Source organism: Marinobacter maroccanus (genome assembly GCF_002933275.1).
GTDB lineage: Bacteria > Pseudomonadota > Gammaproteobacteria > Pseudomonadales > Oleiphilaceae > Marinobacter > Marinobacter maroccanus.
Genome location: NZ_PSSX01000008.1, coordinates 64,568 through 86,037 on the forward strand (window position 1 = coordinate 64,568; position 21,470 = coordinate 86,037).

At 55.1% G+C, this 21,470-nt stretch carries 22 protein-coding genes and 1 tRNA gene; 8 read left to right on the forward strand and 15 right to left on the reverse strand.

What is annotated here, in order from left to right; all coding sequences use genetic code 11:
• Window positions 1-76: 76 nt before the first annotated feature.
• A complete protein-coding gene (gene rep / locus KEHDKFFH_RS10770) occupies window positions 77-2,095 on the forward strand; it encodes a DNA helicase Rep (RefSeq protein WP_104321928.1) in 2,019 nt (672 codons plus the stop codon).
• Window positions 2,096-2,156: 61 nt separating this feature from the next.
• On the opposite strand, the gene KEHDKFFH_RS10775 is transcribed toward rep, so the two are convergent.
• Window positions 2,157-2,570: a c-type cytochrome gene (locus KEHDKFFH_RS10775; RefSeq protein WP_104321929.1), complete on the reverse strand. Its 414-nt coding sequence runs from the start codon at window positions 2,568-2,570 to the stop codon at window positions 2,157-2,159.
• Between the two features lie 202 nt (window positions 2,571-2,772).
• Between KEHDKFFH_RS10775 and KEHDKFFH_RS10780 the strand changes: the two genes are divergently transcribed.
• The gene (locus KEHDKFFH_RS10780) at window positions 2,773-3,111 is read left to right on the forward strand and encodes a hypothetical protein (RefSeq protein ID WP_104321930.1); all 339 of its coding nucleotides are present in this window, start codon (window positions 2,773-2,775) and stop codon (window positions 3,109-3,111) included.
• A 13-nt stretch (window positions 3,112-3,124) separates the two neighbouring features.
• Window positions 3,125-4,249 carry a phospholipase A gene (locus KEHDKFFH_RS10785; protein ID WP_104321931.1) on the forward strand — a complete coding sequence of 375 codons (1,125 nt, stop codon included), beginning with the start codon at window positions 3,125-3,127 and terminating at the stop codon, window positions 4,247-4,249.
• Window positions 4,250-4,288: 39 nt separating this feature from the next.
• Here the strand turns inward: KEHDKFFH_RS10785 and KEHDKFFH_RS10790 are convergent, their stop codons facing one another.
• The 12 genes from KEHDKFFH_RS10790 to KEHDKFFH_RS10845 all read right to left on the reverse strand — a co-directional run bounded on the left by KEHDKFFH_RS10790 (window position 4,289) and on the right by KEHDKFFH_RS10845 (window position 15,666).
• The gene (locus tag KEHDKFFH_RS10790) at window positions 4,289-5,647 is read right to left on the reverse strand and encodes a phosphohexomutase domain-containing protein (RefSeq protein ID WP_104321932.1); all 1,359 of its coding nucleotides are present in this window, start codon (window positions 5,645-5,647) and stop codon (window positions 4,289-4,291) included.
• A 9-nt stretch (window positions 5,648-5,656) separates the two neighbouring features.
• Window positions 5,657-6,133, reverse strand: coding sequence for a bacterioferritin (gene bfr, locus KEHDKFFH_RS10795; RefSeq protein WP_064228472.1), 477 nt, complete (start codon window positions 6,131-6,133; stop codon window positions 5,657-5,659).
• 89 nt (window positions 6,134-6,222) lie between these two features.
• The gene (locus tag KEHDKFFH_RS10800) at window positions 6,223-6,429 is read right to left on the reverse strand and encodes a bacterioferritin-associated ferredoxin (protein ID WP_064228473.1); all 207 of its coding nucleotides are present in this window, start codon (window positions 6,427-6,429) and stop codon (window positions 6,223-6,225) included.
• Between the two features lie 108 nt (window positions 6,430-6,537).
• The gene (pepQ, locus tag KEHDKFFH_RS10805; RefSeq protein ID WP_104321933.1) at window positions 6,538-7,824 is read right to left on the reverse strand and encodes a Xaa-Pro dipeptidase; all 1,287 of its coding nucleotides are present in this window, start codon (window positions 7,822-7,824) and stop codon (window positions 6,538-6,540) included.
• Entirely contained in the window at window positions 7,814-8,731 is a 918-nt protein-coding gene (locus tag KEHDKFFH_RS10810; RefSeq protein WP_104321934.1) for a LysR family transcriptional regulator, read from the reverse strand. Before KEHDKFFH_RS10810 ends, pepQ begins: the two co-directional genes overlap by 11 nt.
• A 75-nt stretch (window positions 8,732-8,806) precedes the next feature.
• Window positions 8,807-9,817: an ABC transporter ATP-binding protein gene (locus KEHDKFFH_RS10815; protein ID WP_104321935.1), complete on the reverse strand. Its 1,011-nt coding sequence runs from the start codon at window positions 9,815-9,817 to the stop codon at window positions 8,807-8,809.
• On the reverse strand, window positions 9,814-10,812 hold the full coding sequence (locus tag KEHDKFFH_RS10820) for an ABC transporter ATP-binding protein (RefSeq protein ID WP_104321936.1): 999 nt from the start codon (window positions 10,810-10,812) through the stop codon (window positions 9,814-9,816). The genes KEHDKFFH_RS10815 and KEHDKFFH_RS10820 overlap by 4 nt, the downstream gene beginning before the upstream one ends.
• A 4-nt stretch (window positions 10,813-10,816) precedes the next feature.
• Window positions 10,817-11,749: an ABC transporter permease gene (locus KEHDKFFH_RS10825; RefSeq protein ID WP_104321937.1), complete on the reverse strand. Its 933-nt coding sequence runs from the start codon at window positions 11,747-11,749 to the stop codon at window positions 10,817-10,819.
• Window positions 11,746-12,795: an ABC transporter permease gene (locus tag KEHDKFFH_RS10830; RefSeq protein ID WP_041644890.1), complete on the reverse strand. Its 1,050-nt coding sequence runs from the start codon at window positions 12,793-12,795 to the stop codon at window positions 11,746-11,748. The genes KEHDKFFH_RS10825 and KEHDKFFH_RS10830 overlap by 4 nt, the downstream gene beginning before the upstream one ends.
• A gap of 77 nt (window positions 12,796-12,872) precedes the next feature.
• Window positions 12,873-14,435, reverse strand: coding sequence for an ABC transporter substrate-binding protein (locus KEHDKFFH_RS10835; protein ID WP_104321938.1), 1,563 nt, complete (start codon window positions 14,433-14,435; stop codon window positions 12,873-12,875).
• Window positions 14,436-14,591: 156 nt separating this feature from the next.
• Entirely contained in the window at window positions 14,592-15,317 is a 726-nt protein-coding gene (locus KEHDKFFH_RS10840) for an LrgB family protein (protein WP_104321939.1), read from the reverse strand.
• Window positions 15,307-15,666 carry a CidA/LrgA family protein gene (locus KEHDKFFH_RS10845; RefSeq protein ID WP_104321940.1) on the reverse strand — a complete coding sequence of 120 codons (360 nt, stop codon included), beginning with the start codon at window positions 15,664-15,666 and terminating at the stop codon, window positions 15,307-15,309. The genes KEHDKFFH_RS10840 and KEHDKFFH_RS10845 overlap by 11 nt, the downstream gene beginning before the upstream one ends.
• A 75-nt stretch (window positions 15,667-15,741) precedes the next feature.
• Here KEHDKFFH_RS10845 and KEHDKFFH_RS10850 point away from each other — a divergent pair, with 75 nt between their 5' ends.
• The 5 genes from KEHDKFFH_RS10850 (at window position 15,742) to KEHDKFFH_RS10870 (ending at window position 19,204) form a co-directional block, all read left to right on the forward strand.
• Window positions 15,742-16,287 (forward strand): YaeQ family protein, encoded by a 546-nt coding sequence (locus KEHDKFFH_RS10850; RefSeq protein WP_104321941.1) that lies wholly within the window; start codon window positions 15,742-15,744, stop codon window positions 16,285-16,287.
• Between the two features lie 194 nt (window positions 16,288-16,481).
• Window positions 16,482-16,558, forward strand: a tRNA-Arg gene (locus KEHDKFFH_RS10855).
• Between the two features lie 682 nt (window positions 16,559-17,240).
• Window positions 17,241-18,023, forward strand: a complete 783-nt coding sequence (locus tag KEHDKFFH_RS10860) for a TIGR04255 family protein (protein ID WP_104321942.1) — start codon at window positions 17,241-17,243, stop codon at window positions 18,021-18,023.
• Between the two features lie 5 nt (window positions 18,024-18,028).
• The gene (locus KEHDKFFH_RS10865; protein ID WP_146084204.1) at window positions 18,029-18,529 is read left to right on the forward strand and encodes a hypothetical protein; all 501 of its coding nucleotides are present in this window, start codon (window positions 18,029-18,031) and stop codon (window positions 18,527-18,529) included.
• Window positions 18,530-19,204: a hypothetical protein gene (locus KEHDKFFH_RS10870; RefSeq protein ID WP_104321944.1), complete on the forward strand. Its 675-nt coding sequence runs from the start codon at window positions 18,530-18,532 to the stop codon at window positions 19,202-19,204. It begins immediately after the preceding gene.
• A gap of 175 nt (window positions 19,205-19,379) precedes the next feature.
• Here the strand turns inward: KEHDKFFH_RS10870 and KEHDKFFH_RS10875 are convergent, their stop codons facing one another.
• The gene (locus tag KEHDKFFH_RS10875; protein WP_104321945.1) at window positions 19,380-20,057 is read right to left on the reverse strand and encodes an MAE_28990/MAE_18760 family HEPN-like nuclease; all 678 of its coding nucleotides are present in this window, start codon (window positions 20,055-20,057) and stop codon (window positions 19,380-19,382) included.
• Window positions 20,054-21,157, reverse strand: coding sequence for a DUF262 domain-containing protein (locus tag KEHDKFFH_RS10880; protein ID WP_104321946.1), 1,104 nt, complete (start codon window positions 21,155-21,157; stop codon window positions 20,054-20,056). The genes KEHDKFFH_RS10875 and KEHDKFFH_RS10880 overlap by 4 nt, the downstream gene beginning before the upstream one ends.
• Window positions 21,158-21,470: the final 313 nt, after the last annotated feature.

The window sequence follows — 21,470 nt, forward strand, 5'->3', positions numbered from 1 at the left end:
GGTACAGCAAGTCGGTCTGGTGTAGAATAAGCCCACGCCCGTTATCCCCATTTCGTTCCATTCTGGCCATTTATTTGTGAACAAGCTCAACCCCAGACAAAGCGAAGCAGTCCGCTATGCCGATGGCCCGATGCTGGTGCTCGCCGGTGCCGGCAGCGGCAAGACCAGCGTGATCACCCGAAAGATTGCCTACCTGATCGAGCAGTTGGGAATCCCGGGGCGTCATATTGCCGCAGTCACCTTTACCAACAAGGCTGCCCGGGAAATGAAGGAGCGGGTTGGCCGGATCGTTGACCGTAAGCTCACCCGGGGCCTGATTGTATCCACTTTCCACAACCTTGGCCTCAATATGATCCGGGAAGAGCACACGCATCTCGGCTACCATCCCGGCTTTTCCATCTTCGATGCCGAGGATGCCAAGGCCCTCCTACAGGATCTGATGCTCCAGGAAGCCAGCGCCGAGGCCGGGGACGAACTCAACGATATCCAGATGACGATTTCATCCTGGAAAAACGCCATGCGGGGGCCGGCCGAGGCCCTGAGCAAGGCGGTGGATGAGCGCGAACAGCGCATTGCCATCATCTACAAGAAATACAACGAATACCTGAAAGCCTACAACGCAGTGGATTTCGACGATCTGATCCTGCTGCCGGTGATGCTGTTCCGCTCGCACCCCGACGTGCTCGCCAAATGGCGTCGGAAGATCCGCTACATGCTGGTGGATGAATACCAGGACACCAACGTGTGCCAGTACGAAATGGTCAAACTTCTGGTGGCCGAGCGGGCCGCGTTTACGGTGGTTGGCGACGACGACCAGTCGATCTACGCCTGGCGCGGTGCCCGGCCAGAAAACCTGGCCCAGCTCAAGGAAGACTTCCCGAGCCTGAAGATCGTCAAGCTTGAGCAGAATTACCGGTCCACCGCACGGATCCTGCGCAGCGCCAACACCGTGATCGCCAACAACCCTCACGTCTTCGAGAAGGCGCTGTGGAGTGATCACACCATTGGCGAGGAGATCCGGATAGTCCGGTGCCGCAACGAGGACGCGGAAACCGACCGGGTGGCCACCGAGATTCTCGATCAAAAACTGAAAAAAGGTCTCGATTTCCGGGACTTTGCGGTGCTTTACCGGGGCAACCACCAGGCACGCCTGCTGGAAATGAAGCTGCAGGCCTACCAGATCCCTTACCGCATCTCTGGCGGCCAGTCCTTTTTCTCGAAGAACGAGATCAAGGACGCCATGTCCTACCTGCGGTTGTTGATCAACCCCGACGACGACGCCGCGTTCCTGCGGGTGGTCAACGTGCCCCGCCGGGAAATTGGTCCGCGCACCCTGGAGCAGCTCAGCCACTATGCGCGCTCACGCAATGTCAGCCTGTTCAAGGCCCTGGGTGACATGGGCGCAGAGACCCACGTGACCGAGAAGGGGCTGGATCGTCTACGACGCTTTGCCCATTGGGTAGATGCCACTTGCGAGCGGCTGCACAGCGAGAATCCGATACCCGTCATCAAGCAGCTGTTCACGGACATCGAGTACGAGGAGTGGCTGCACCAGCACTCTGGCACGCCCAAGCAGGCCGAGCGACGGATGGAAAACATCTGGTACCTGGTGGAATCCATCCAGCGCATGCTCGATGACGGCAAGGGCACGGCCGATGAGCTCGGCATCGAAGATGCCATCACCAAACTGATCCTTCGGGACATGATGGAGCAGCGGGAAGAGGACGACGACAGCGACAAGGTTCAGCTGCTCACCCTGCACGCCTCCAAGGGTCTGGAGTTTCCCCATGTGTTCATCATGGGGCTTGAAGAGGAAATCCTGCCCCACCGAAGCAGCATCGAGGAAGGCAACATCGAGGAGGAACGGCGACTGATGTACGTGGGCATTACCCGCGCCCGGGAAACACTGACGCTGACCTATGCGGCTACCCGGAAACAGTACGGGGAAAAACTGGAAACCATTCCGAGCCGTTTCCTTGATGAACTGCCCGAAGAAGATCTGAAGTGGGAAGGCACCGGCGATCTGGATGTGGAAGCCAACCAGAAAAAAGGCAAGGCGACCTTGAGCGCCCTGCTGGGGGACTTGGGCCTTTAGTGAATATCCAGATACGAAAAAGCCCCCGAATGTTGGGGGCTTTTCGTTTACTCAAATTGCCTTACTGGCTTTCTGCCACCAGGTGCTCGACAGCCGCCTGGATTTCTTCATCCGGACAGCTTGCACAACCGCCCTTGGCCGGCATGGCATTAAAGCCATTGATGGCGTGACTGACCAGGGTGTCCAACCCCTTGTCGATGCGAGGAGCCCAGGCATCGGCATCACCAATCACAGGTGCGCCAGCAGCGCCGGTGGTGTGACAGGCCATGCAAACCGCGTCATACACTTCGCTACCTGAGCGAGGGCCGGAACTGGCTGTCTCGGTCGGAGCAGCTGCGCTGCCGCACTCTTCACCCTGCATGCATACTTCGCCTACCGGCTGGATACGTGCACGGATTTCATCTTCGACACTTGCCAATACGGCGCCCGCGGTCAGGCCGAAACCGACCAGTACAGCAGCCAGGACTCTCTTCATCTTCACAATGCACCTCGCATTTGAGCGTTATAATCTTCGGTCGCCGCATTATAGCGACTGAAACCTGGCAAAAAAACCAAACAGCAAAATCATAAATTGATTTCAACCATTTTAATTGCGATTTCGTAAGTCTGAGGGTGTTTCGCGAACAATCCGGTTACCATGGTGTTCGCCGACGTTTTACCATTCAGGACCTGTTTCCATGACCAATACGGAACCGACTTCGCCTCATCCGTTGCGCAAACCACTGCTGATTGCCGAATTCACGGCGCTTGCCGTTTTGCTTGCTTCCATGGGATGGTTTTCCAGTCAGACCAGTGACGGCCAGACGATCAGTGCCGCCTGGTTGCTGATCCCTGCCTTCGCCAGCCTGGGGGTTTTCCTCAGCTTCATTGGGCTGATGTACCTGCGTTGGGTTGCCTCCGCAGAAAGCGGCAACCGGTTTCGACATAAAGTGATTTTCTCGCTTCTGGCCGTCACTCTCATCGGCGTCTGGATCTATGGCATTGCCAACACCTGGTTCAGCCTGACTGCCAGCTAGGAGACCTGAACTCATGAACCCTCCACATCTGTTGGCGCGATCGGCGGCTTTCATCGCTGTCTCTTTGCTGTCGGTGTCCTCTACGGTGATGGCGCAGACCAATGAGGCTCCGTCGATCGACTCGCCCGAGCAATGCGCGCTGATTGACGACGGGATCAAGCGGCTGGCCTGCTTTGATAACCTCTACAAACCGAAAGAACGCCAGGCCCAGGCCTCTGAAAGCGCCAAAGAACAAGCCGAGAAGAGCGTTGAACCGCTGGCACCCAATGGCGAGGACCTTGATGCCGTTGCTGGCAGTGCCCTGGAAGGCGATTCCGATGCAGGCGTGATGTCGGCGCTGGTAGACCGGTATGTGGCGGCTGAGAAAGCCTTATTCTCCTTCTCCGGCAGTTTCGTGGGACATCGGCCCACCTATATCCTGCCCGTTACCTGGGTGAAAGATCCGAATTATGTGCCATCCAGTCCCAGGCTGGGCTCCGTCGGTTATGACTACGAACTGGAGCGGGAAGAGGTCAAGTACCAGATCAGCTTCAAGGTGCCGCTGCTGACCGGCATTCTGGACGACCGCACCACGCTCTGGTTCGGCTACACCCAGACGTCGTTCTGGCAGGTTTATAACCAGGATGATTCCGCGCCTTTCCGGGAAACCAATTACGAACCTGAGATATTTGCCCGATACCAAACTGATTGGGATATCGGGCCGGGTCGGCTCAATGGCGTAACCCTGGGCTTCAACCATCAGTCCAACGGCCAGTCGGAGCCTCGCTCCCGAAGCTGGAACCGGATTATGGGTTCAGCCGCCTACAGCTATGACCGGTGGCTTTTTATGGTTCAGCCCTGGTACCGGATTCCGGAGAACAACGACGATGACAATGCAGATATCGAGCGCTATCTGGGGCATGCAAACTATCACGCGGTGTACAAGCTGTCCGAAGACCGGACGTTTTCATTACGGCTGATGAACAATCTGCGGTCGGATGACAACAAGACGTCGGTGGAGTTCGGATACAGTTTTCCGGTGGGTGATACGGTTAAGGGTTTTTTTCAGTACTACAACGGGTATGGAGAGAGCCTGATCGACTATAACCACCGGATTCAGCGGTTTGGTATCGGGGTTATGCTGAACGACTGGCTCTGACCGTTTGTTTTGGTAATGGTCAGAGCCAGCGCCTTCGGGTTAGCCTTCTTCGGTCAATCTCTGCATTTCAGCCAGCAATTCTTCCGTCTTTTCTTCCATCAACGGAATATCTGCCCTTGATTCCACGTTCAAACGCACAACCGGTTCGGTGTTGGACATCCGGAGGTTGAAGCGCCAGTCGTCGAATTCGATGCTTACGCCGTCCACGTGGCTGACGTTTTTGGCGCCAACACTGTATTTGGCTTCAATCGCGGCGATGACCTTGGGGGGATCATCGATGGTGCGGTTGATTTCGCCGCTGGCCGGATAGGCTTCGATTCGGGCGTCGATCAACGACGACAGGGTCTGGCCGGACTGGCAGAGGCGTTCGGCGACCAGCAGCCAGGGGATCATTCCGCTGTCGCAGTAGGCGAAGTCACGGAAGTAGTGGTGGGCGCTCATTTCGCCACCGTAGACCGCGTCTTCGTCACGCATTCTCTGTTTGATGAATGCGTGCCCGGTTTTGCTCTCGATGGCTTCGCCGCCAGCAGCTTCGACCAGGTCGAGGGTGTTCCAGGTCAGGCGTGGGTCGTGAATGACTTTGCCGCCGCCGGTTTTGCGCAGGAACTGGTCGGCGAGCAAGCCGACGATGTAGTAGCCCTCAATGAAGCGACCGTTTTCGTCGAAGAAGAAGCAGCGATCGTAGTCGCCGTCCCAGGCGATGCCCATGGCCGCACCTTCTGCGATAACGGCGTCAGCGGTGGCTGCGCGGTTTTCCGGCAGGATCGGGTTGGGGACACCGTTGGGGAAATGGCCGTCGGGTTCGTGGTGTACTTTCACGAATTCGAAGGGCAGGTGCTGTTCGAGTTCATCGATCACCAGGCCGGCGCCGCCGTTTCCGGCATTGACGGCTATGGTCATTGGCGTGAGCGAGGCCGCGTCAATGTAGCCCAGCAGATGGTCGATGTAGGCACTCATGACCTCCAGGGGCTCGTAACACCCTTGCTCAGGGGCATCGCCAAAAGGCTCCAGAACCCTGTCGCGAATGTCGTTCAGGCCGTTGTCAGAGCTGATCGGCCGGGATTCGGGGCCGACCATTTTCATGCCGTTATGGTCTTTCGGGTTGTGGCTGGCAGTTACCATGATGCCACCGTCCATCTTGTAGTGACTGGTGGCAAAGTACACCTGTTCGGTGCCGCACAGGCCGATATCGAACACATCCGCGCCGGCTGCCATGAGGCCGGAGCTCAGGGCTTCGGCGATGTCCAGGCTTGAGAGGCGGATGTCGTAGCCAACGATCACTTTTCTGGCGCCGGTGATTTCCACATAGGCGCGCCCGATTTTCTCGGCCAAGGCCGGATTCAACTGGTCCGGCACTCGGCCACGCAGGTCGTAGGCTTTAAAACAGGACAGGTCCATTGTCTCGTATTACTCCGCAGAGGATGACTGAAGCTGGATGTAATTCTGGATTCCCATCTGGGAAATCATTTCCAGTTGGGTTTCCAGCCAGTCGATATGTTCTTCCTCACTGTCCAGAATGCTTCGGAACAGCTGCCGACTGGTGTAATCCTGGATCTCTTCGCAATAGGCGATGGCTTCTTTCAGATCGGCGTGGGCAATTTCTTCCAGCTTCAGATCGCAGGAGATCATCTCTTCGACGTTCTCACCGATCAGCAGTTTATTGAGATCTTGCAGATTGGGAAGACCTTCGAGGAACAGGATCCTCTCGATAAGCTGGTCCGCGTGCTTCATCTCGTCGATGGATTCTTCGTATTCCTTGGCCGCCAGCTTGGTGATACCCCAATCCTTGTACATGCGGGAATGGAGGAAGTACTGGTTGATCGCGGTCAGCTCGTTGCCGAGGACCTTGTTCAAATGCTGGATGACCTTTTTATCGCCTTTCATAGTCGGGCTCCCTGATGGCCTGATGAATCAGCCCCTAAGGATAGCCCCTTATCGGACAGGAGAAAAATAGAGCCAGACAATCGCGCCTGTCAGGCAGGCTGCGCGAGCATATTGGCCATGGCCAGGTAATCCGGTGAGCGGCTCTCACGGAGTATTTCACGGGCGGTACAGGCGCAGCGCCCGCATTGGGTGCCAACACCCAGTTCTTTGCCAAGCTGGCGCATGGAAGAAATGCCGTTGTCGGCAGCTTCGCGAATTTCCCGGTCGGTTACGCCGTGGCAAAGGCAAACGTACATAGCAGTGACTCACCCATGACAATAAAAGTTAGTGATAATTATTGTCATTGGCATCTCGAAATGCAAGCCTTCTGGCTTAAATTTGTGCAACATTTTGTGTTTCGAGACTCACGAATCCCGGGTCAGATTCCGGGAGCCGGCCTCAGTAACCACAACGTTGTCCTCAATCCGAATGCCACCACAGCCTCTCAGCCTGTCGATCAGCTGCCGGTTCAGGTATTGCCCCAACTCCCCTTCCAGCAAGGGGTCCAGCAACGAGGGAATAAAATAGAGCCCGGGCTCAATGGTTACTACCATGCCGGGCTCCAGCCTGCGGGTCAGGCGCAGGAACGGGGCATCTTCTGGCGGGGGCGTCGGTTTGCCAGCCACATCATGGACTTGCACACCCAGGAAATGACCAATGCCATGGGGAAAGAAAACCCGGGTAATGCCTTTGGCGACGATGGCCTCGTCACCCAGGCCCGAGACCAGGCCGGTCGCTGACAGCAGAACAGCAACCCCCTGATGGGCCTTGCGATGAATCTCGATGTAATCCACGCCCGGTGCCACCATGCGGCACAGTTTCAGCTGGAGTCGATCAAGCCCGTGAATCAGGGCGGCAAAGTGTGACTCGTCCGGCCCCGCCGTGGTGCGGGTGATATCCGAACAGTAGCCACGAAACCGGACGCCGGCATCGATCAGCAGGCTGCGCGGCTGCCCCGGAGGCTGGGTATCGTAATACTGATAGTGCAGAGTACCTGCATGCTCGTTCACGCCGATGATGCTGTGATAAGGCGCCTCGGCTTCCCGCTGGCGGGTCGCCTGCTGGTAGGCCAGGTTGATGCCAAACTCGCTTTCACCGGCCAGGAATGCTTCCCGGGCAGCGGCATGGCCCACCAGAGCCAGCCTGTTGGCCTGGGCAAGACACTCGATTTCATAGGCGGTTTTGCGCACTCGGGTTTCGTCCAGGTCCCGAAGCAGATCGTCCGGGTTTGCGTCCCCGGGGACATTGCGGATCAATGCCGGATCGCCAATCACAGCCAGGCTGCCGGGATCATCCAGCAACGGCGCTCTGGGTGAGGCACTGCTGCGAACCTCGATAAACGCCTGCCAGGGTTCTTCCGGCAACGCCGGGTTGGCGTGCCAGAAATCCACCGGCTCGAACAACCAGAGCACGGGCCTGTGCCCCGCCCGGATCCAGAGCCAGCAGTGTTCGCGACCGGCCAGACCGGTCCAGTGTAGAAACGGCCCATAGCCCTGGAAGTGCCAGGCCTGATCATCTCCGTACCGGTAAGGGGCGGCGCCTGAAGCGATCAGCAGGCTGTCGTAGCCATGCTCCGACATCGCAGATTCATATTGGGCCTGCAGCTCGTTCAGGTGATCCTCCTGGAGGGACAACAGGGCATCATGAGGCATAGGCTTCTTCCAGTTTATTCCAGAGCGTTAAGAGATCGTCCGAGCGGGTATCGCGCAGCCGGATCAAGCGGATTTCCAGGGGCACGTCCCAGCTTTCATCGCCCGCACGCACGAGGCTGCCAAACTGTTCGCTTTTTTCGGTCATGCGACGCGGCAGCCAGCCCATGCCAAAACCCTGCTTGACCAGCGCCTTGATACTGGCTGACTGGGTATTCTCGTTCAGGGGTAACAGATTGGCCGTCAACCTGCTGCGGGCAAGATGGCCTTCAATCGCCGATTGCAGGAAGCCACGACTGTGATAGGCAATAAGCGGTACCGGTTGTTCAGGGCTGCCCGGCAGGGCAAACCGGGGGTGCCTGTGATCGTCAGCAACGCTGACCGGCACAAGTGACTCCCGGGCCAGCACCAGCCAGTCGTAACTGTCTGCAGTCAGCCGGCCACCCCAGGGCAGATCCGGATGCCAGTAACAGAGCACCAGATCACATTCCCCACTGTCCAGCGCCTCCAGGAACTGCTCCCCCACCCAACTGGTAGCGTTCAAGTTCAGCTGCAGTCGTTCAGCAATACCCGCGTCCTGGGCCCAGCCCTGGTAAAAGTGCGAAAACAGCCCCTGGGTGGAGCCTACGCTGATTCTTGCAGACACTTCGGCTTCAAGGGCGGCAATGCGATCACGGGTATCACGCACATCCCGGGTAATCCGTTCGCACAGCTCCCGGAATATCTCCCCTGCCGGCGTCAGCGAAAGTGGCAACGTCTGACGATTGATCAGCGTGCTACCCATGGCCTCCTCCAGCAGCTTGATCCGCCGGCTGAACGTAGGCTGGCTCACGTGCTGCAATTCGGCAGCACGTGAAAAATGGCGCGTGCGGGCCAGCGCCAGAAAGTCTTCCAGCCAGCGTACTTCCATGGAGTCCCCTGAGGGTATGAGATTGTATCGAAAAGGGTTTAACTGCAGGCATCATAGCCTATCGCAGCGCTCCCGTTACAACCGCCCCTCGTCCACCGCGTGGCAGGCAACCTGGGTACCACCATCGGTCGTGATCAGCTGCGGCACCTCCTGCCGGCAGCGCTCGTTGGCATAGGGGCACCGGCCATGGAATACGCAACCGGAGGGCAGGTTCACCGGCGTGGGCACCTCACCCTTCAGGCGGATGTGGTTGGGCCGGTCATCCTCGAGCTTCGGAATCGCCGACAACAGCGCCTGGGTGTAGGGATGCCGCGGCGCAGAAAACAGCGTTTTGGTATCCGCCAGCTCGCAGACTCGCCCCAGGTACATCACCGCCACTCGGGTGCCGAAATGCTCCACCACCGCCAGGTCGTGGGTGATGAACAGATAGGTCAGTCCCCGGCTCTCCTGGGCGTCCATCAGCAGGTTAAGCACCTGGGCCTGGATGGACACATCCAGAGCCGAGATCGGCTCGTCCGCGACTATAAACTCCGGATCCACCGCCAGCGCACGGGCAATCGCGATCCGCTGGCGCTGGCCACCGGAAAACTCATGGCCGAAGCGGCTGCCCCAATCCGGATCAATGCCTACCGAATGCATCACTTCGTGGATCTTGTCCCGTACCTGGACCGGGGACCAGTCCGGATGGTGGAACCGGATCGGCTCCTCCAGGGTCTGCTGAATGGTCATGCGCGGGTTCAGGGAGGCATAGGGGTTCTGGAAGATCATCTGCATCTTGCGCCGGTAGGGCAGAGAATCCTTGCGCTCGAGATTATCGATGCGCTGACCGTCATAGTGAATCTCGCCGGCGCTGGGCGAGAGCAAGCCCATCACGGTCCGGGCCACGGTGGACTTGCCACAGCCGGATTCGCCCACCACGCAAAGGGCTTCGCCTTTATGCACTTCCAGATCCACGCCGTTGATGGCATGAACCGCCTCCTGTTTGCGACGAAAACGACCACCCTCGAAGGTGATCTGCTCCAGCAGGCTGCCGGACAGGTCAAAGCGTTTCTCAAGACCGCGAATACTTACCAGCGGGGAGGTCATGATTCGGCCTCCTGCATGCGTTTCTCCTGCTCAATCAGGTTGGCGACTTCGTAACAGGCCACGTTCACATTGCCCGAGCGCACATACTCAGGCATCGCCTGCTTGCACTGCTCGGTGGCGAACTTGCAGCGGGGGTGGAACGGACAGCCCGTGGGCACGTTCTTCAGCGACGGCATGGAGCCGGGAATCTGGAACAGGCGCTCGCCGGGCTCACCCATCTGGGGCAGCGCGTTGATCAGCCCCTGGGTGTAGGGATGCTGGGCATCGTTGATGATTTCCCGGGTCGGCCCCTGCTCGATGATGCGGCCCGAGTACATCACCAGCATGCGCTGGGTCACCTGAGAGACCACGCCGAGGTCATGGGTGATCAGCATCAGCGCCACATTCTCCTGCTCGCACAGGTTCAGCAGCAGATCCATGATCTCCGCCTGGATGGTCACATCCAGGGCGGTGGTGGGTTCATCGGCAATGATGATCTCCGGGTCCAGCAGCAGGGCGATGGCAATGATCACCCGCTGGCGCATACCCCCGGACAGCTCATGGGGGTACTGGTCGAGACGCTTCTCCGGCGACGGGATCTGAACTTTCTGCAGCCGGTCCAGAGCAATGGCACGGGCTTCTTTTTTACTGATCTTCCGATGGGCCAGGATGGCCTCCACCATCTGGGTTCCGATGGTCAGTACCGGATTGAGGGTCATCATCGGATCCTGGAAGATCATGGCGATGCGGTTGCCACGGATCTTGCGCAACTCCCGCTCGCTCATGGCCGCCAGATCCTTGCCTTCGAAAAGGATCTGCCCACCGGCGATATAGCCAGGCTTGGCAATCAAGTTCAGTATCGAGAAGGCCGCCACCGATTTACCGGCGCCGGACTCCCCCACCAGGCCCAGCCGCTCGCCCTTGTCCAGGCTGAAGCTGATGCCCCGCAGGGCGGTCAGGTCGCCGCCGCGCACCGCGAAGCGCACATCCAGATCTTTTACTTCCAACAGTGCCATGGTGTTACCCCTTGTACAGCCGTGGGTTCATTACATCCCGCAACCAGTCACCCAACAGATTGATGACCAGTACGAGCACCACCAGCACAAGGCCCGGGATCAGGGTGATCCACCAGGAGCCGCTCTGGATGTAATCGAAGCCGGATTTGATCAGCGACCCGAGGGACGGCTGGGTTTCCGGCATGCCCAGGCCCAGGAATGACAGCGCCGCCTCGGAAATAATGGCGTTGGCAATCTGCACCGTCGCAATAACGAAGATCGGCGACAGGGTGTTGGGCAGAATGTGCCGGAACATGATCCGGCGGGTTCCGAAGCCCATCACCTTGGCGGCGTCGACATATTCCTTCTTTTTTTCAGCCAGCACCGAGGCACGAACGGTCCGGGCAATCTGGGGCCACTCGGCAACACCGATGATAAAGATCAGCATGTAGATGGCGATCTCACCGAACATCAGATTGCCGAAGCTGGCCTTGAACACCGCACCCACGATGATGGCAACCATCAGGGTGGAGAACGACAGCTGCACATCGGCAATGCGCATCAGCACCGCATCCACCTTGCCGCCCAGGTAGCCGGCCAGCAGGCCAAAGAGAATGCCCAGAAACGCCTGCAGGACCACCGCCCCGAAGCCGATCATCAACGACACCCGGGTGCCGTACAGAATGGTGGACAGCAGATCCCGGCCCTGGGCGTCAGTGCCCAGGGGAAATGCCGGATCGGCACCGCTCAAACCCACCGGGGGCAGTTCGGAATTCATGATGTTGATCAGCGCCAGATCGTAGGGATCGGCGGGCGCCAGCAGCGGCGCAAACACCGCCGCCAGCACCATCAGCAGCAGCACGGAAAAGCTGACAATGGCCACCTTGTCGCGCTTGAAGCTGTACCAGAAGAAGGACTCGCGGAAGCGGTCCCAGCGGGAAACCGTTGCCGTTGTCATGCTTTCTTTCCTGTCAGTTTGACGGTGGGATTCACCAGTCCGTAGATCAGATCCACCAGAGTGTTGGTAACCACGAAGATCAGGCCCACCACCATCAGGTAAGCCACGATCAGCGGAATGTCGCTGCGGGTGATGGCCTCCAGGAACATCAGGCCCACGCCCGGCCACTGGAACACGGTTTCCGTGAGAATGGTGTAAGCCACCATGATGCCGATCTGCACGCCACCCACGGTAATCACCGGCAGCATGGTGTTCTTGAGTGCGTGCAGAAAGTTGATGCGGCCGGCACTGAGGCCCTTGGCCCGGGCGTAACGAACGTAATCACTCTGCAGCACTTCCATCATCTCGGCCCGGATCAGCCGGATAAACAGCGGCAGCATGATCGAGGCCAGGGACACCGACGGCAGGACCAGATGCATCAACCCGGTACCGGTGAAGAAACCGGACTCCCAGGTGCCGAACAGGTGCGTGAGCTCATCGCCTCGACCGTAGGAAGGCAGCCCGCCCTCAGTGCTGAAGAAATCGTTCAGCCACTGGCCCCAGCCGGTGTCCGACGGAAACCAGTTCACGGTGACACCAATGGAGAACAGCTGAATCAACACGATGGCCGTCAGAAACACCGGAATGGAAATACCCACGGTACTGACGCCCATAAAGAATTTGGATAACCATGCCTGGGGCCGGATAGCGGCATAGACACCGATCGGCACGGAGAGAAACACAATAATCAGACTGGCACCGATCACCAGTTCCAGGGTCGCCGGCAGATGTTCGGCGATCACCTCCAGGGTCGGCTTGCTGTAGAAATAGGAGTTGCCCAGGTCACCCTGAAGCGCATTGCCCGCGAAACGCAGGTACTGCACCACCATCGGGTCGTTCAGACCGAGCTCCTCGCGAATGGCTTCCCGCTCCTCTTCAGAGACAGACATGCCCACCATTTCCTGAAGCGGGTCCCCGAGGCCATCCTGAATGGCAAAGGCGATCACACTGATCACGAACATGACCAGAAACGCCTGGGAAATCCGCTGAACCAAAAACGCTAACATGGAAAGCTTCCGGATAAGGCTTGCAAACAAAAGGCCGGCGCCGGATCACTCCAGCGCCGGCCGGCCATCAAAGGCGATTACTCAATAACCAGATCACCCAGGTACGGGAAGTTCATGACATTGAGCACCGGCTCAATCTTCACGTTCTTCTTGGCGGCCCAGGCCAGGTCCTGCCAGTGCAGAGGAACAAAGGCCGCGTCGTCATACAGACGCTGCTCCACTTCCTGCAGCATGGCCGCACGCTTGTCCAGGTCGGTCTCGACGTTGGCTTTTTGAACCAGGGCGTCGATTTCCGGGTTGCAGTAGTTACCGGCGTTGTACTGGCCAGCACCACTGTCGGCGTCCGGGCAGAAGGTCAGGAACTCGTAGAAGTTGGCGGAGTCCTCGGTATCCGCGTGCCAGCCGATCATCATCATGTCAGCGGCGCGGTTATCATACTCCGGCCAGTACTGGGCCTTCGGCAGGGTTTTCAGATCTACCTTGATGTTGATACGGGCCAGCATGGCAGCCACCGCCTGAGCGATCTTGTCGTCGTTCACGTAGCGGTTGTTCGGCGCCATCATGGTGATGGTGAAACCATCCTCATAACCGGCTTCCTTCATCAGCTCCTGGGCCTTGGCCACGTCGAAGCGCGGTGTCAGGGACTCGTTGTAGCCCTGATAGCCTTCAGGCGACATCTGTGCGGCCGGGGTAGCGAAACCCTTCATGATCTTGGCTGCAATGCCTTCCTGGTTGATGGCATAGGCAATCGCCTGACGCACCTTCGGATTCTTGAAGGCTTCCACTCGCTCCTGGTTCATGTGGAACAGGATGATACGAGTACCGCTCATGGTGACCAGGTTGCCATTTTTGTCGTTGCGAATCCGCTCCAGATCATTGGGCGGCACCGGGGCGATAAAATCGACACCACCGGACAGCAGGGCAGAAACCCGGGTGTTGTTTTCCTTGATCGGAGTCAGCACGATCTTCCCGACGTTGCCCGGAGACTCGGTATCCCAGTAATCATCAAAGCGTTCAAACTCGACCCGGACACCCTGCTTGCGCTCGGTCACAGTGTAAGGGCCTGTGCCCGACAGATTCTCGGACGCGAAGGAGTTGCCATGCTTGAGGATGGCGCTCTTGTCCTTGCCGTCTTGGGTCTGGCCGCTGTAGAACTTGCTGTCGAACGGGAAGATATAAGTGGCGGTATTCAACAGCAGCGGATAAGGCTCGCTGGTAACCAGCTCGAAGGTGTAGTCATCAATGATGTTGATGCCACTGAAGGGCTTGAAGATAGCCTTGAAATCCTGACTCTGCTTCAGGCGATCAAAGGTGAACTTCACATCGGCGGCGGTCAGCTCGTTGCCGGAGTGGAACTTCACACCTTCACGGAGTTTGAAGCGCATGGTGTTTTCGTCGACCCGCTCCCAGCTCTCTGCCAGACGCGGCTCGAAGCCAAGGTCACTGGTCCAGCGCAGCAGCGGATCAAAGGTCATATGGGACAGCTGCAGGATACCACCAGACAGCTGCTCATGAATGTCGAGGGTTACCGGATCGGCGTCGTACGCCATCTTCAATTCTTTGGTCGCCTCGGCGCCAAGAGCAACTGGCGCCGAGGCCAGGGCCATGGAACCGACAAATGCTGCAATCAGTTTTTTCATCGCGTTTTCCGTCGCTATTTTAGGAATTTTCACGGAACATCGGCGCAGAACGGCGCCGAATGCCTGGCCAACAAGCTAGTCTCGGAAAACACCTAGGGCAATCGAAATTGCGACATGGGGCTATACGCCAGGTGAATGACCTGATTTGGCGCAGTCTTACAGCCGGAAAACCAGAGGCAGGATCAAGGCAGTAAACACCCCGGTAAGCCCCATACCCAGAGAGGCAAAGGCACCGGCAGTGTGACTGATTTCGAACGCCCTCGCCGTGCCAATCGCATGACCATTCAGGCCCAGGGCAAAGCCGAGAATCCGTTCGTCTTTCACAGGCAAAAGCCGCGCGAGCAGGTCAACGAAGAGGGTTGCCACCACGCCGGTGATCAAAAGCCCGCCCATCATCAGGGGCACCGCACCACCCAGTTGCTCGGTAATACCAATGGCAATCGGCGCAGTGACCGACTTGGGCGCCAGCGAGGCCAACACCTCCGGCGTCGCGCCCAACGCCCAACCAATCACCACGGCGTAAACCGCCGCCATGGTGGCGGCAACCGGCAGGGTGACCACAATCGGGCGCCACATGGCACGGATATGGTGCATCTGCTGGTACAGCGGAATCCCCAGGGCAACGGTGGCGGGGCCTAGCAAAACTGTCAGCCAGCGGGCACCCTGCTGGTAATCCTGGTAGTCCACCGCCAGAACGGCGATGACGCCGGACAGCAGGCACGCCGACAAAACAACCGGCGGCAGCCACACAGGCCGGCCAATCCGGGAGAACAGCCAGTTGCCGGCAAAGAAGGCGCCCAGAGTCAGACCGATCGCCAGAATCGGTGTGGTGGCAAGCGTATCCGGCAGGGCCTGGAAGCGGGCGATGAGTTCACTCTCCATCGCTTGCTCCTCTCGCCGTCACCGCCTTCATCAACAACAACGTGGTCAGCACACTGAGAAAAGTGCCCAGCAGCAACGCCGCTGCAACCGCCAGCCATTGCCCCGAGAACTGGTCCGCCGTGAAAAACACGCCCACAACCCCCGGCATGATCAGAAGCACAAGCACAGAGATCAGACCCTGGCTGGCCCGGGCCAGGTCATCACTGACACTGCCCTTGAGCATCAGCGTGAAGGTAATGACCACCATTCCAAGCACGCCGCCACTCACGGGCAGCGCCAGAAGCAATCGAACAGACTCGCCAAGAACAAAAAACAGCACCAGAACCAGAAAACCACGCAACATCGGCATGCGCTTACACTCACCCGGGAAAGAATTGCATTACACTAGCCCAAACCACCACTTCGATACCAATGCAGGAAGCCCATGGCGCTCAAAGCAACCATCCTCAAGGCAACGCTCAACATCGCCGATATGGACCGCCACTACTATGCGGACCATCACATGACCATCGCCCAGCATCCGTCGGAAACCGACCTGCGCGTGATGATCCGGCTGCTCGCCTTTGCCCTGAACGCCAGCGACACCCTGGAATTCACCAAGGGCCTGAGCACCGATGACGAGCCAGAGCTGTGGCAGAAAGACCTGACCGGCGAGATTGAAGTGTGGATTGAACTGGGCCTGCCGGAAGAGGATCGACTGAGAAAAGCATGCAACCGCGCTGGAAAAGTGATCCTGTACACATACGGCGACCGCGCCTTCCCCGTCTGGTGGGACAAACACCATGGCAAACTGGAACGTTTTGACAACCTCACCGTCATCCATCTGCCCGGCGATGAAACGGAGGCGCTGGCAGCCCTCGCGGACCGGTCCATGAGCTTCCAGGTGACCATCCAGGATGGCGAGGTCACCTTCAGCAACGACAACAACCTGGTAACCATTACCCCCGAGCAGCAACTGCCCCAAAACTGATGGCAGGACTTGCCCTCAGGGGCTGGACAGCGACCTGCTTCGCACGTAAGATTGCGCACTCGAAATTGACGAGCAATCGCCGTTTCGAATGCGCCCGTAGCTCAGCTGGATAGAGCGTTGCCCTCCGGAGGCAAGGGTCAGAGAAAAAATCCGGAACCGAAGGCAACGGTCAAACATGCCAAACTTGTTGAAATCCGCCCGTAGCTCAGCTGGATAGAGCGTCGCCCTCCGGAGGCGAAGGTCTCAGGTTCGAATCCTGACGGGCGGGCCATTAACTTGGCAAATCAATGAGTTATCACCAAGACAACACCCTCACCTTTATCGCTCTTGCCTGAGCAGTCCAAACACCTTCGATTCGATCAGTGACCTTTGCACGGCAAGATTAAAAGCGGGAATTTTTCTCGATTATTGCACCTGTGCCCAAATGGTGCCCTGGCAGTGCCCAGTTAATTTAGGTGAATGCATCGCAACCTACCGACGTGACCTTTGCACTGCTTTCACCTGACTCTCTTCGTGGCACAGCCGCGCTGCGCCATCCAAGCAGGCATTTTCAGCTTTGGTCGCAAAGCGAACATTCGGTGCCGCTCCGACGACATGTAATGAGCGAGCGCTATTAAGGCCACTGCCATCCCGACCTAGCCCAAATTGCCGACAGAGGCAGCGTAATTAAGGCGAGGGGTTGTTTTGGGCAGGGACGAGAACTTCTGTCTTTAGCGGTTCTACTGTGGAGTCAATGTCAGCGGTGCCAGTGGTAGATAAACTTGCTCGCGCCTTCTCAAGGAATTTTTCCACGGGCAAACTTCCAGGGCCACTGAGCCTTTAATCCCTTCCTTCGTATATCATGTCGGCTGATACGAATGTGAGCTGAACGCATTCGTATGCTAAGCTATAACGCGTCTCTGGAAGTTGGGCTCGAGACTAATAGCCAAAAAACCTTTGTACGGATGGCATAGATGGCTGAAAAGATCAAAGCACCCCTGATCGAGGCAATTTTCGAGATTCGATGGGGGCGGAAGGATCAAAACTCCTTTGAGTACTCTAACAATGAGCAGTCGTTGTTCCCTGGCCAGATTAGCGCCCATGCTTCAAACGAAGGTTTCACCGAGGTTGAGTCATTTAACTTTGGGCCAGCGCCGAGCGGGGCTCTGATTCCTCAGCGGATCACTCATCGCTTTCGGGTTGGACCGAACGCTTGGCCTTGTATCCAGTTGGGACTGGGTATTTTTACTGTTAACCAAGTTGAGCAAGGTTATTCTTGGAGCGGCTTTAAAAACAGTATCTCCAAAGGACTTCGCGTTTTTAAAAATTCGAAACCTGAGAGTTTCCTGAAACCCTCCAAATCTGTAACACTCGTTTTGAGATATAACGACGCCTTTTTCCCGTCGGAAGAAGGTTTAACGAATAAAGAGTATGTTGAAAAACACTTCAACATAGATGCATCTTTGTCAGAGAGTTTTATTTCCGATCGAAGAATTATTGATGATGCGACAGACATAAGTTTTAGAGTGTCAATGAGAACCTCTGACCCCGAAGGATCAATATCAGTCAGTATTTTTAGTGCTGTGATTGGTGGGAACCCTGGACTAATCATGGAGACTATAGTGGAAAGCGACACAAGATCGTTTTCTATTGACAACTTTTCATTGGATAAAGTTGTTGATTGGTGCGAAGAGGCACATTATTTCCAGAAGCATGCCTTTGAAACATTAATTAAACCGAGCGCCTACAAATTATGATTGGGATGGATACGAATCAGGATGCATACAGGCAGGTCGCTTCCGCTTTCGATATAGTGGATGAGCGTACGGACGTTGGAGCGCTCTATTCAGCGGGGAGCTTATCTTCTGTTCCGGGCGTAGTTATCGAATTCCCTTCTGCTGGGACCACATCTTCGGTGATTTCGGTCGGTAAAGAGGCTAGGGTGTATACGGCTCTAGTCGAGAAGCACCGGTGGTTGCGCAATTTCTTTGACAACTTATCCAACATCGATTCTGTCGCAAAACTTGCGCCGATCTACTCCAAGATCAATGACCTGTTGATTAACGAGGACTTCTCTGAAGTTGATAATATCCTCTATTGCGTCGACGCAAAGAAATGCTCCGACCTTCTCATGCTCGGATTAGCGAGAATTACCTTCAGCTATCGGGATCAACTATTTTTCTGGGACGAATATCGTGCGTCAGTTGCTAAGGAAGGCGAACTGAGAAATTTAGATAAGAGATCGCTTATTGGTTTGGTTTGAATGCAGAAGAATTGCATCCACAGCTCAAGCCACGATGACGTTGATTCTTTTTCAGTTGTGTTGGCAAGACCGAGCCTGAGAAGAAATCAGCAGCACACAGGCGTTTATTATAGAGATGAAGATGGAGCGCTAAATTTCCTCCACCTAGCATCTCACAGGCAGTTGCGCTTGGATCCTCCTGATGATCATTACGTGTGGGTTGATGTGCAATTAGACGATTTGTCAAAAATGCTTTTGGCAACATATTGCACCAGCGTTGTTAGCAAGAATCCTCAGGGGCTACCTTATTCGATATGCAAAGAGGGCGCTTTTTTTCGGGCGGATGGGACGTTTCACCAAGAATTTGAGTATTCTGGCTTAACATGTGCAACTTTTGTGCTTGAAATCTTCCGTTCCCAGGGCTTTGAAGTCTTGGATTTGAGAAAATGGGCCCAGCTTCCTGAAGATCGGGTTTGGCAAATTCAAATTCTTCAGCTTTTGGAGCAGGTTGGTATGCCGGCAGACTATCTGGATGCTCAGCGAAAACAGTTAAAAGAGGGCGTTGATAGATACCGCCCAGAGCAGGTTGTTGCGGCTACTGCAATGGATGGCTGGCCTCTTGGTTTCTATGATGTGAAAAAAACCTCGGAAGATCTTCTTAGCTATGCCATCAAGCATAGAGAGGCCTGCGGGTAAGCTTTCGATGTTGGCCTCTCACTCCAAGTCTTAGTAGTTCAGGCTCCCTCTGAGCTTGCTCCGATGCAATAGACACTCCTCGAAATTTTCGACTGAAACACACAGCCTGATTGACGCGGAAAGTTAGCCGGAAGGTCGCAAAGCGGACATTCAGATAGCGGCATAACGCCTAGGCTCAGCCGTCGGCTTGGAGCGGCAGTCTCTGGTTATACCTGTTTCGGTATTGCTCAAGAGATGCGGCATTCTCTATATCCGTCTTAAACCACCGAAGCATGTTTAAGACTTCGTCCGCCAAATCTCGAAAGCCTTCTGGCTCAACATCCAGGTATTCTCCGTGAGCGATGTGGTTTCGCCTATTCAGAAGACTTTCATCAATCAATTTAAACCTAGTCTCATAGTTTTTTGTGTCAATATTTATTGACTTTAATATGTTTACAAAAACTTTAGAGCTTAGATTAAATTCAGTTCGAATTGCCGAATCCACCTTTAAGCTTGCGGTTTGATCTAGCTTGTTGAGAAGGAATTCAATGGCCTCTATGGATGTCTCAGACTGTTTAGATGTTGAAAGCTCATTAATTTTCTTCTTGACACCAAACACGATAAAACAGCTAACCAGCTCTCTATATTTTATGGACTGACCGTTAATATACTCCAAATAATGCGTCGCTGTATTTTTTATAAATCCCTCCCAGTGCCCATATAAGAGAGGAATAGACGCGCGCACAGCTGTAGCGCTAGCCATGTTATCGGCTCTCCGAACCAATATTTTTAGACTGGCAATCTCCTTAAATCTCCATGAAAGCTCTTGATCTAAAATGCTTTGAAGCTGATCAAGCGTCCTGATTTTACTCATGGCCTAAAAAACTCCTTGGCCATTGGTAAAAGATTTGCTAATCGCGTTGTTCCCCGTACGCCCGCACCCGAATTTCTCTCAAACGTAGGGTTAGACCAAAGTTCTTTAATTTTCTTTGTTATAACATTACTTTGATCAGCGGGTGTGAGCCTTTGGTATTCATCGATGTTCTCCGACAAACCAAGAGCTATAGTTTCATAAAGCGACATTAAGAATTTTCCAGAAAATGCGATCCCATCCCACTTCTTAAACGCGTTATTCCCCAATGTCTTTTGAAGGAGATCAAATGTCTGCTTAAAAACCAACTCTTCCTGATTCCAATCGATTTCATCACTTTTGGAGATTTCGATTAATGCCTCATCTAAATACTCGTGCACATCGAGTCCTTTCTTATACTTATAATTCCTGAATGCAAAAAATCTAAGAACGAGCTCCATGCCGGCTTGTTTTTCTAAGGCATTATCAGTTTGATTGGTTGTTTCTTTAAAAGCTTCATATTTGGCTAGATCTTTTATCAAGCTGTACAGTTTCGAATTTATCATTACCGCAACACAGTTCCTCACTTCCTGCTCTGATAGCTGAGCACCTCCAGTATTCAACCTTTGGAAAAGTTCATACTTAGCGTTTTCGTCACTTTCTTTCAGAAGGATTTCAACTCGCAATCTAGACCTTTTAATCTGCAATTGCATTGGTTTATCTATAGATTCATCGCCTTCTGCCCAGGTTTGCCAGCGTTTATTGGCGAGACTGGGAAGAAAATTTGTGCCTTCTAAAGTACTTGGTTCGACTTTTTTGCCTTCGGGATCTTTCAAGACTCCGACGAACTCTAGAATCGTCGACAAACGCTGTAGCCCATCTATAAGTTCCCAGCCACCATCTTCGTCTTGAAAAACGAAAATTGGAGGAATAGGGATTCCTAGCAAGATAGATTCGATAAACCGGGTTTTTCTTGTAATATCCCACCTAAAAAGCCTTTGAAATTCTGGGTTTATTTTTAGCTCATCATCCTTGTATAAATTGATAACTTCACCGACAGACATATCGTACCCATCAGAGACAATTTCTTTTCGAGCATTCTTAATTTCGGACTCTAAACCCATTTTCTTCCCTTATCGATCATGTATTTGGTATAACAGCTTATTAGTTTGAATTCGTATTAAACCGCAACCAGACGCAGCCGTCGAAAACTGCTTCACAAGACTGATAGTGTCGATTTTTTAAAGCTTTACCTGCCAGCACTCGGCCGTTTTTGGGCCTCGTCGTTTGTGAAAAGTGTGCACTCGGTTTATTAGTGCACGTTTTGCAAGATAAATACAACAGCACCACAATTTCCAACCGTACGTCAATCGGCAACAGAGGTGCTTTGTGAAAAGCTTGTAGCGCCATGCAAATTAAACCGCAGAAATTTTGCTG

Coding starts and splice junctions, on each gene's coding strand:
- KEHDKFFH_RS10810 (WP_104321934.1), bottom strand. CDS start 8,731: ATGGAAGTACGCTGGCTGGAAGACTTTCTGGCGCTGGCCCGCACGCGC.
- pepQ (WP_104321933.1), bottom strand. CDS start 7,824: ATGCCTCATGATGCCCTGTTGTCCCTCCAGGAGGATCACCTGAACGAG.
- KEHDKFFH_RS10875 (WP_104321945.1), bottom strand. CDS start 20,057: ATGAGTAAAATCAGGACGCTTGATCAGCTTCAAAGCATTTTAGATCAA.
- KEHDKFFH_RS10860 (WP_104321942.1), top strand. CDS start 17,241: ATGGCTGAAAAGATCAAAGCACCCCTGATCGAGGCAATTTTCGAGATT.
- KEHDKFFH_RS10865 (WP_146084204.1), top strand. CDS start 18,029: ATGGATACGAATCAGGATGCATACAGGCAGGTCGCTTCCGCTTTCGAT.
- KEHDKFFH_RS10800 (WP_064228473.1), bottom strand. CDS start 6,429: ATGTACGTTTGCCTTTGCCACGGCGTAACCGACCGGGAAATTCGCGAA.
- KEHDKFFH_RS10785 (WP_104321931.1), top strand. CDS start 3,125: ATGAACCCTCCACATCTGTTGGCGCGATCGGCGGCTTTCATCGCTGTC.
- KEHDKFFH_RS10815 (WP_104321935.1), bottom strand. CDS start 9,817: ATGACCTCCCCGCTGGTAAGTATTCGCGGTCTTGAGAAACGCTTTGAC.
- bfr (WP_064228472.1), bottom strand. CDS start 6,133: ATGAAAGGCGATAAAAAGGTCATCCAGCATTTGAACAAGGTCCTCGGC.
- KEHDKFFH_RS10840 (WP_104321939.1), bottom strand. CDS start 15,317: ATGGAGAGTGAACTCATCGCCCGCTTCCAGGCCCTGCCGGATACGCTT.
- KEHDKFFH_RS10870 (WP_104321944.1), top strand. CDS start 18,530: ATGCAGAAGAATTGCATCCACAGCTCAAGCCACGATGACGTTGATTCT.
- KEHDKFFH_RS10790 (WP_104321932.1), bottom strand. CDS start 5,647: ATGGACCTGTCCTGTTTTAAAGCCTACGACCTGCGTGGCCGAGTGCCG.
- KEHDKFFH_RS10825 (WP_104321937.1), bottom strand. CDS start 11,749: ATGACAACGGCAACGGTTTCCCGCTGGGACCGCTTCCGCGAGTCCTTC.
- KEHDKFFH_RS10845 (WP_104321940.1), bottom strand. CDS start 15,666: ATGCCGATGTTGCGTGGTTTTCTGGTTCTGGTGCTGTTTTTTGTTCTT.
- KEHDKFFH_RS10880 (WP_104321946.1), bottom strand. CDS start 21,157: ATGGGTTTAGAGTCCGAAATTAAGAATGCTCGAAAAGAAATTGTCTCT.
- KEHDKFFH_RS10820 (WP_104321936.1), bottom strand. CDS start 10,812: ATGGCACTGTTGGAAGTAAAAGATCTGGATGTGCGCTTCGCGGTGCGC.
- KEHDKFFH_RS10780 (WP_104321930.1), top strand. CDS start 2,773: ATGACCAATACGGAACCGACTTCGCCTCATCCGTTGCGCAAACCACTG.
- KEHDKFFH_RS10835 (WP_104321938.1), bottom strand. CDS start 14,435: ATGAAAAAACTGATTGCAGCATTTGTCGGTTCCATGGCCCTGGCCTCG.
- KEHDKFFH_RS10775 (WP_104321929.1), bottom strand. CDS start 2,570: ATGAAGAGAGTCCTGGCTGCTGTACTGGTCGGTTTCGGCCTGACCGCG.
- KEHDKFFH_RS10850 (WP_104321941.1), top strand. CDS start 15,742: ATGGCGCTCAAAGCAACCATCCTCAAGGCAACGCTCAACATCGCCGAT.
- KEHDKFFH_RS10830 (WP_041644890.1), bottom strand. CDS start 12,795: ATGTTAGCGTTTTTGGTTCAGCGGATTTCCCAGGCGTTTCTGGTCATG.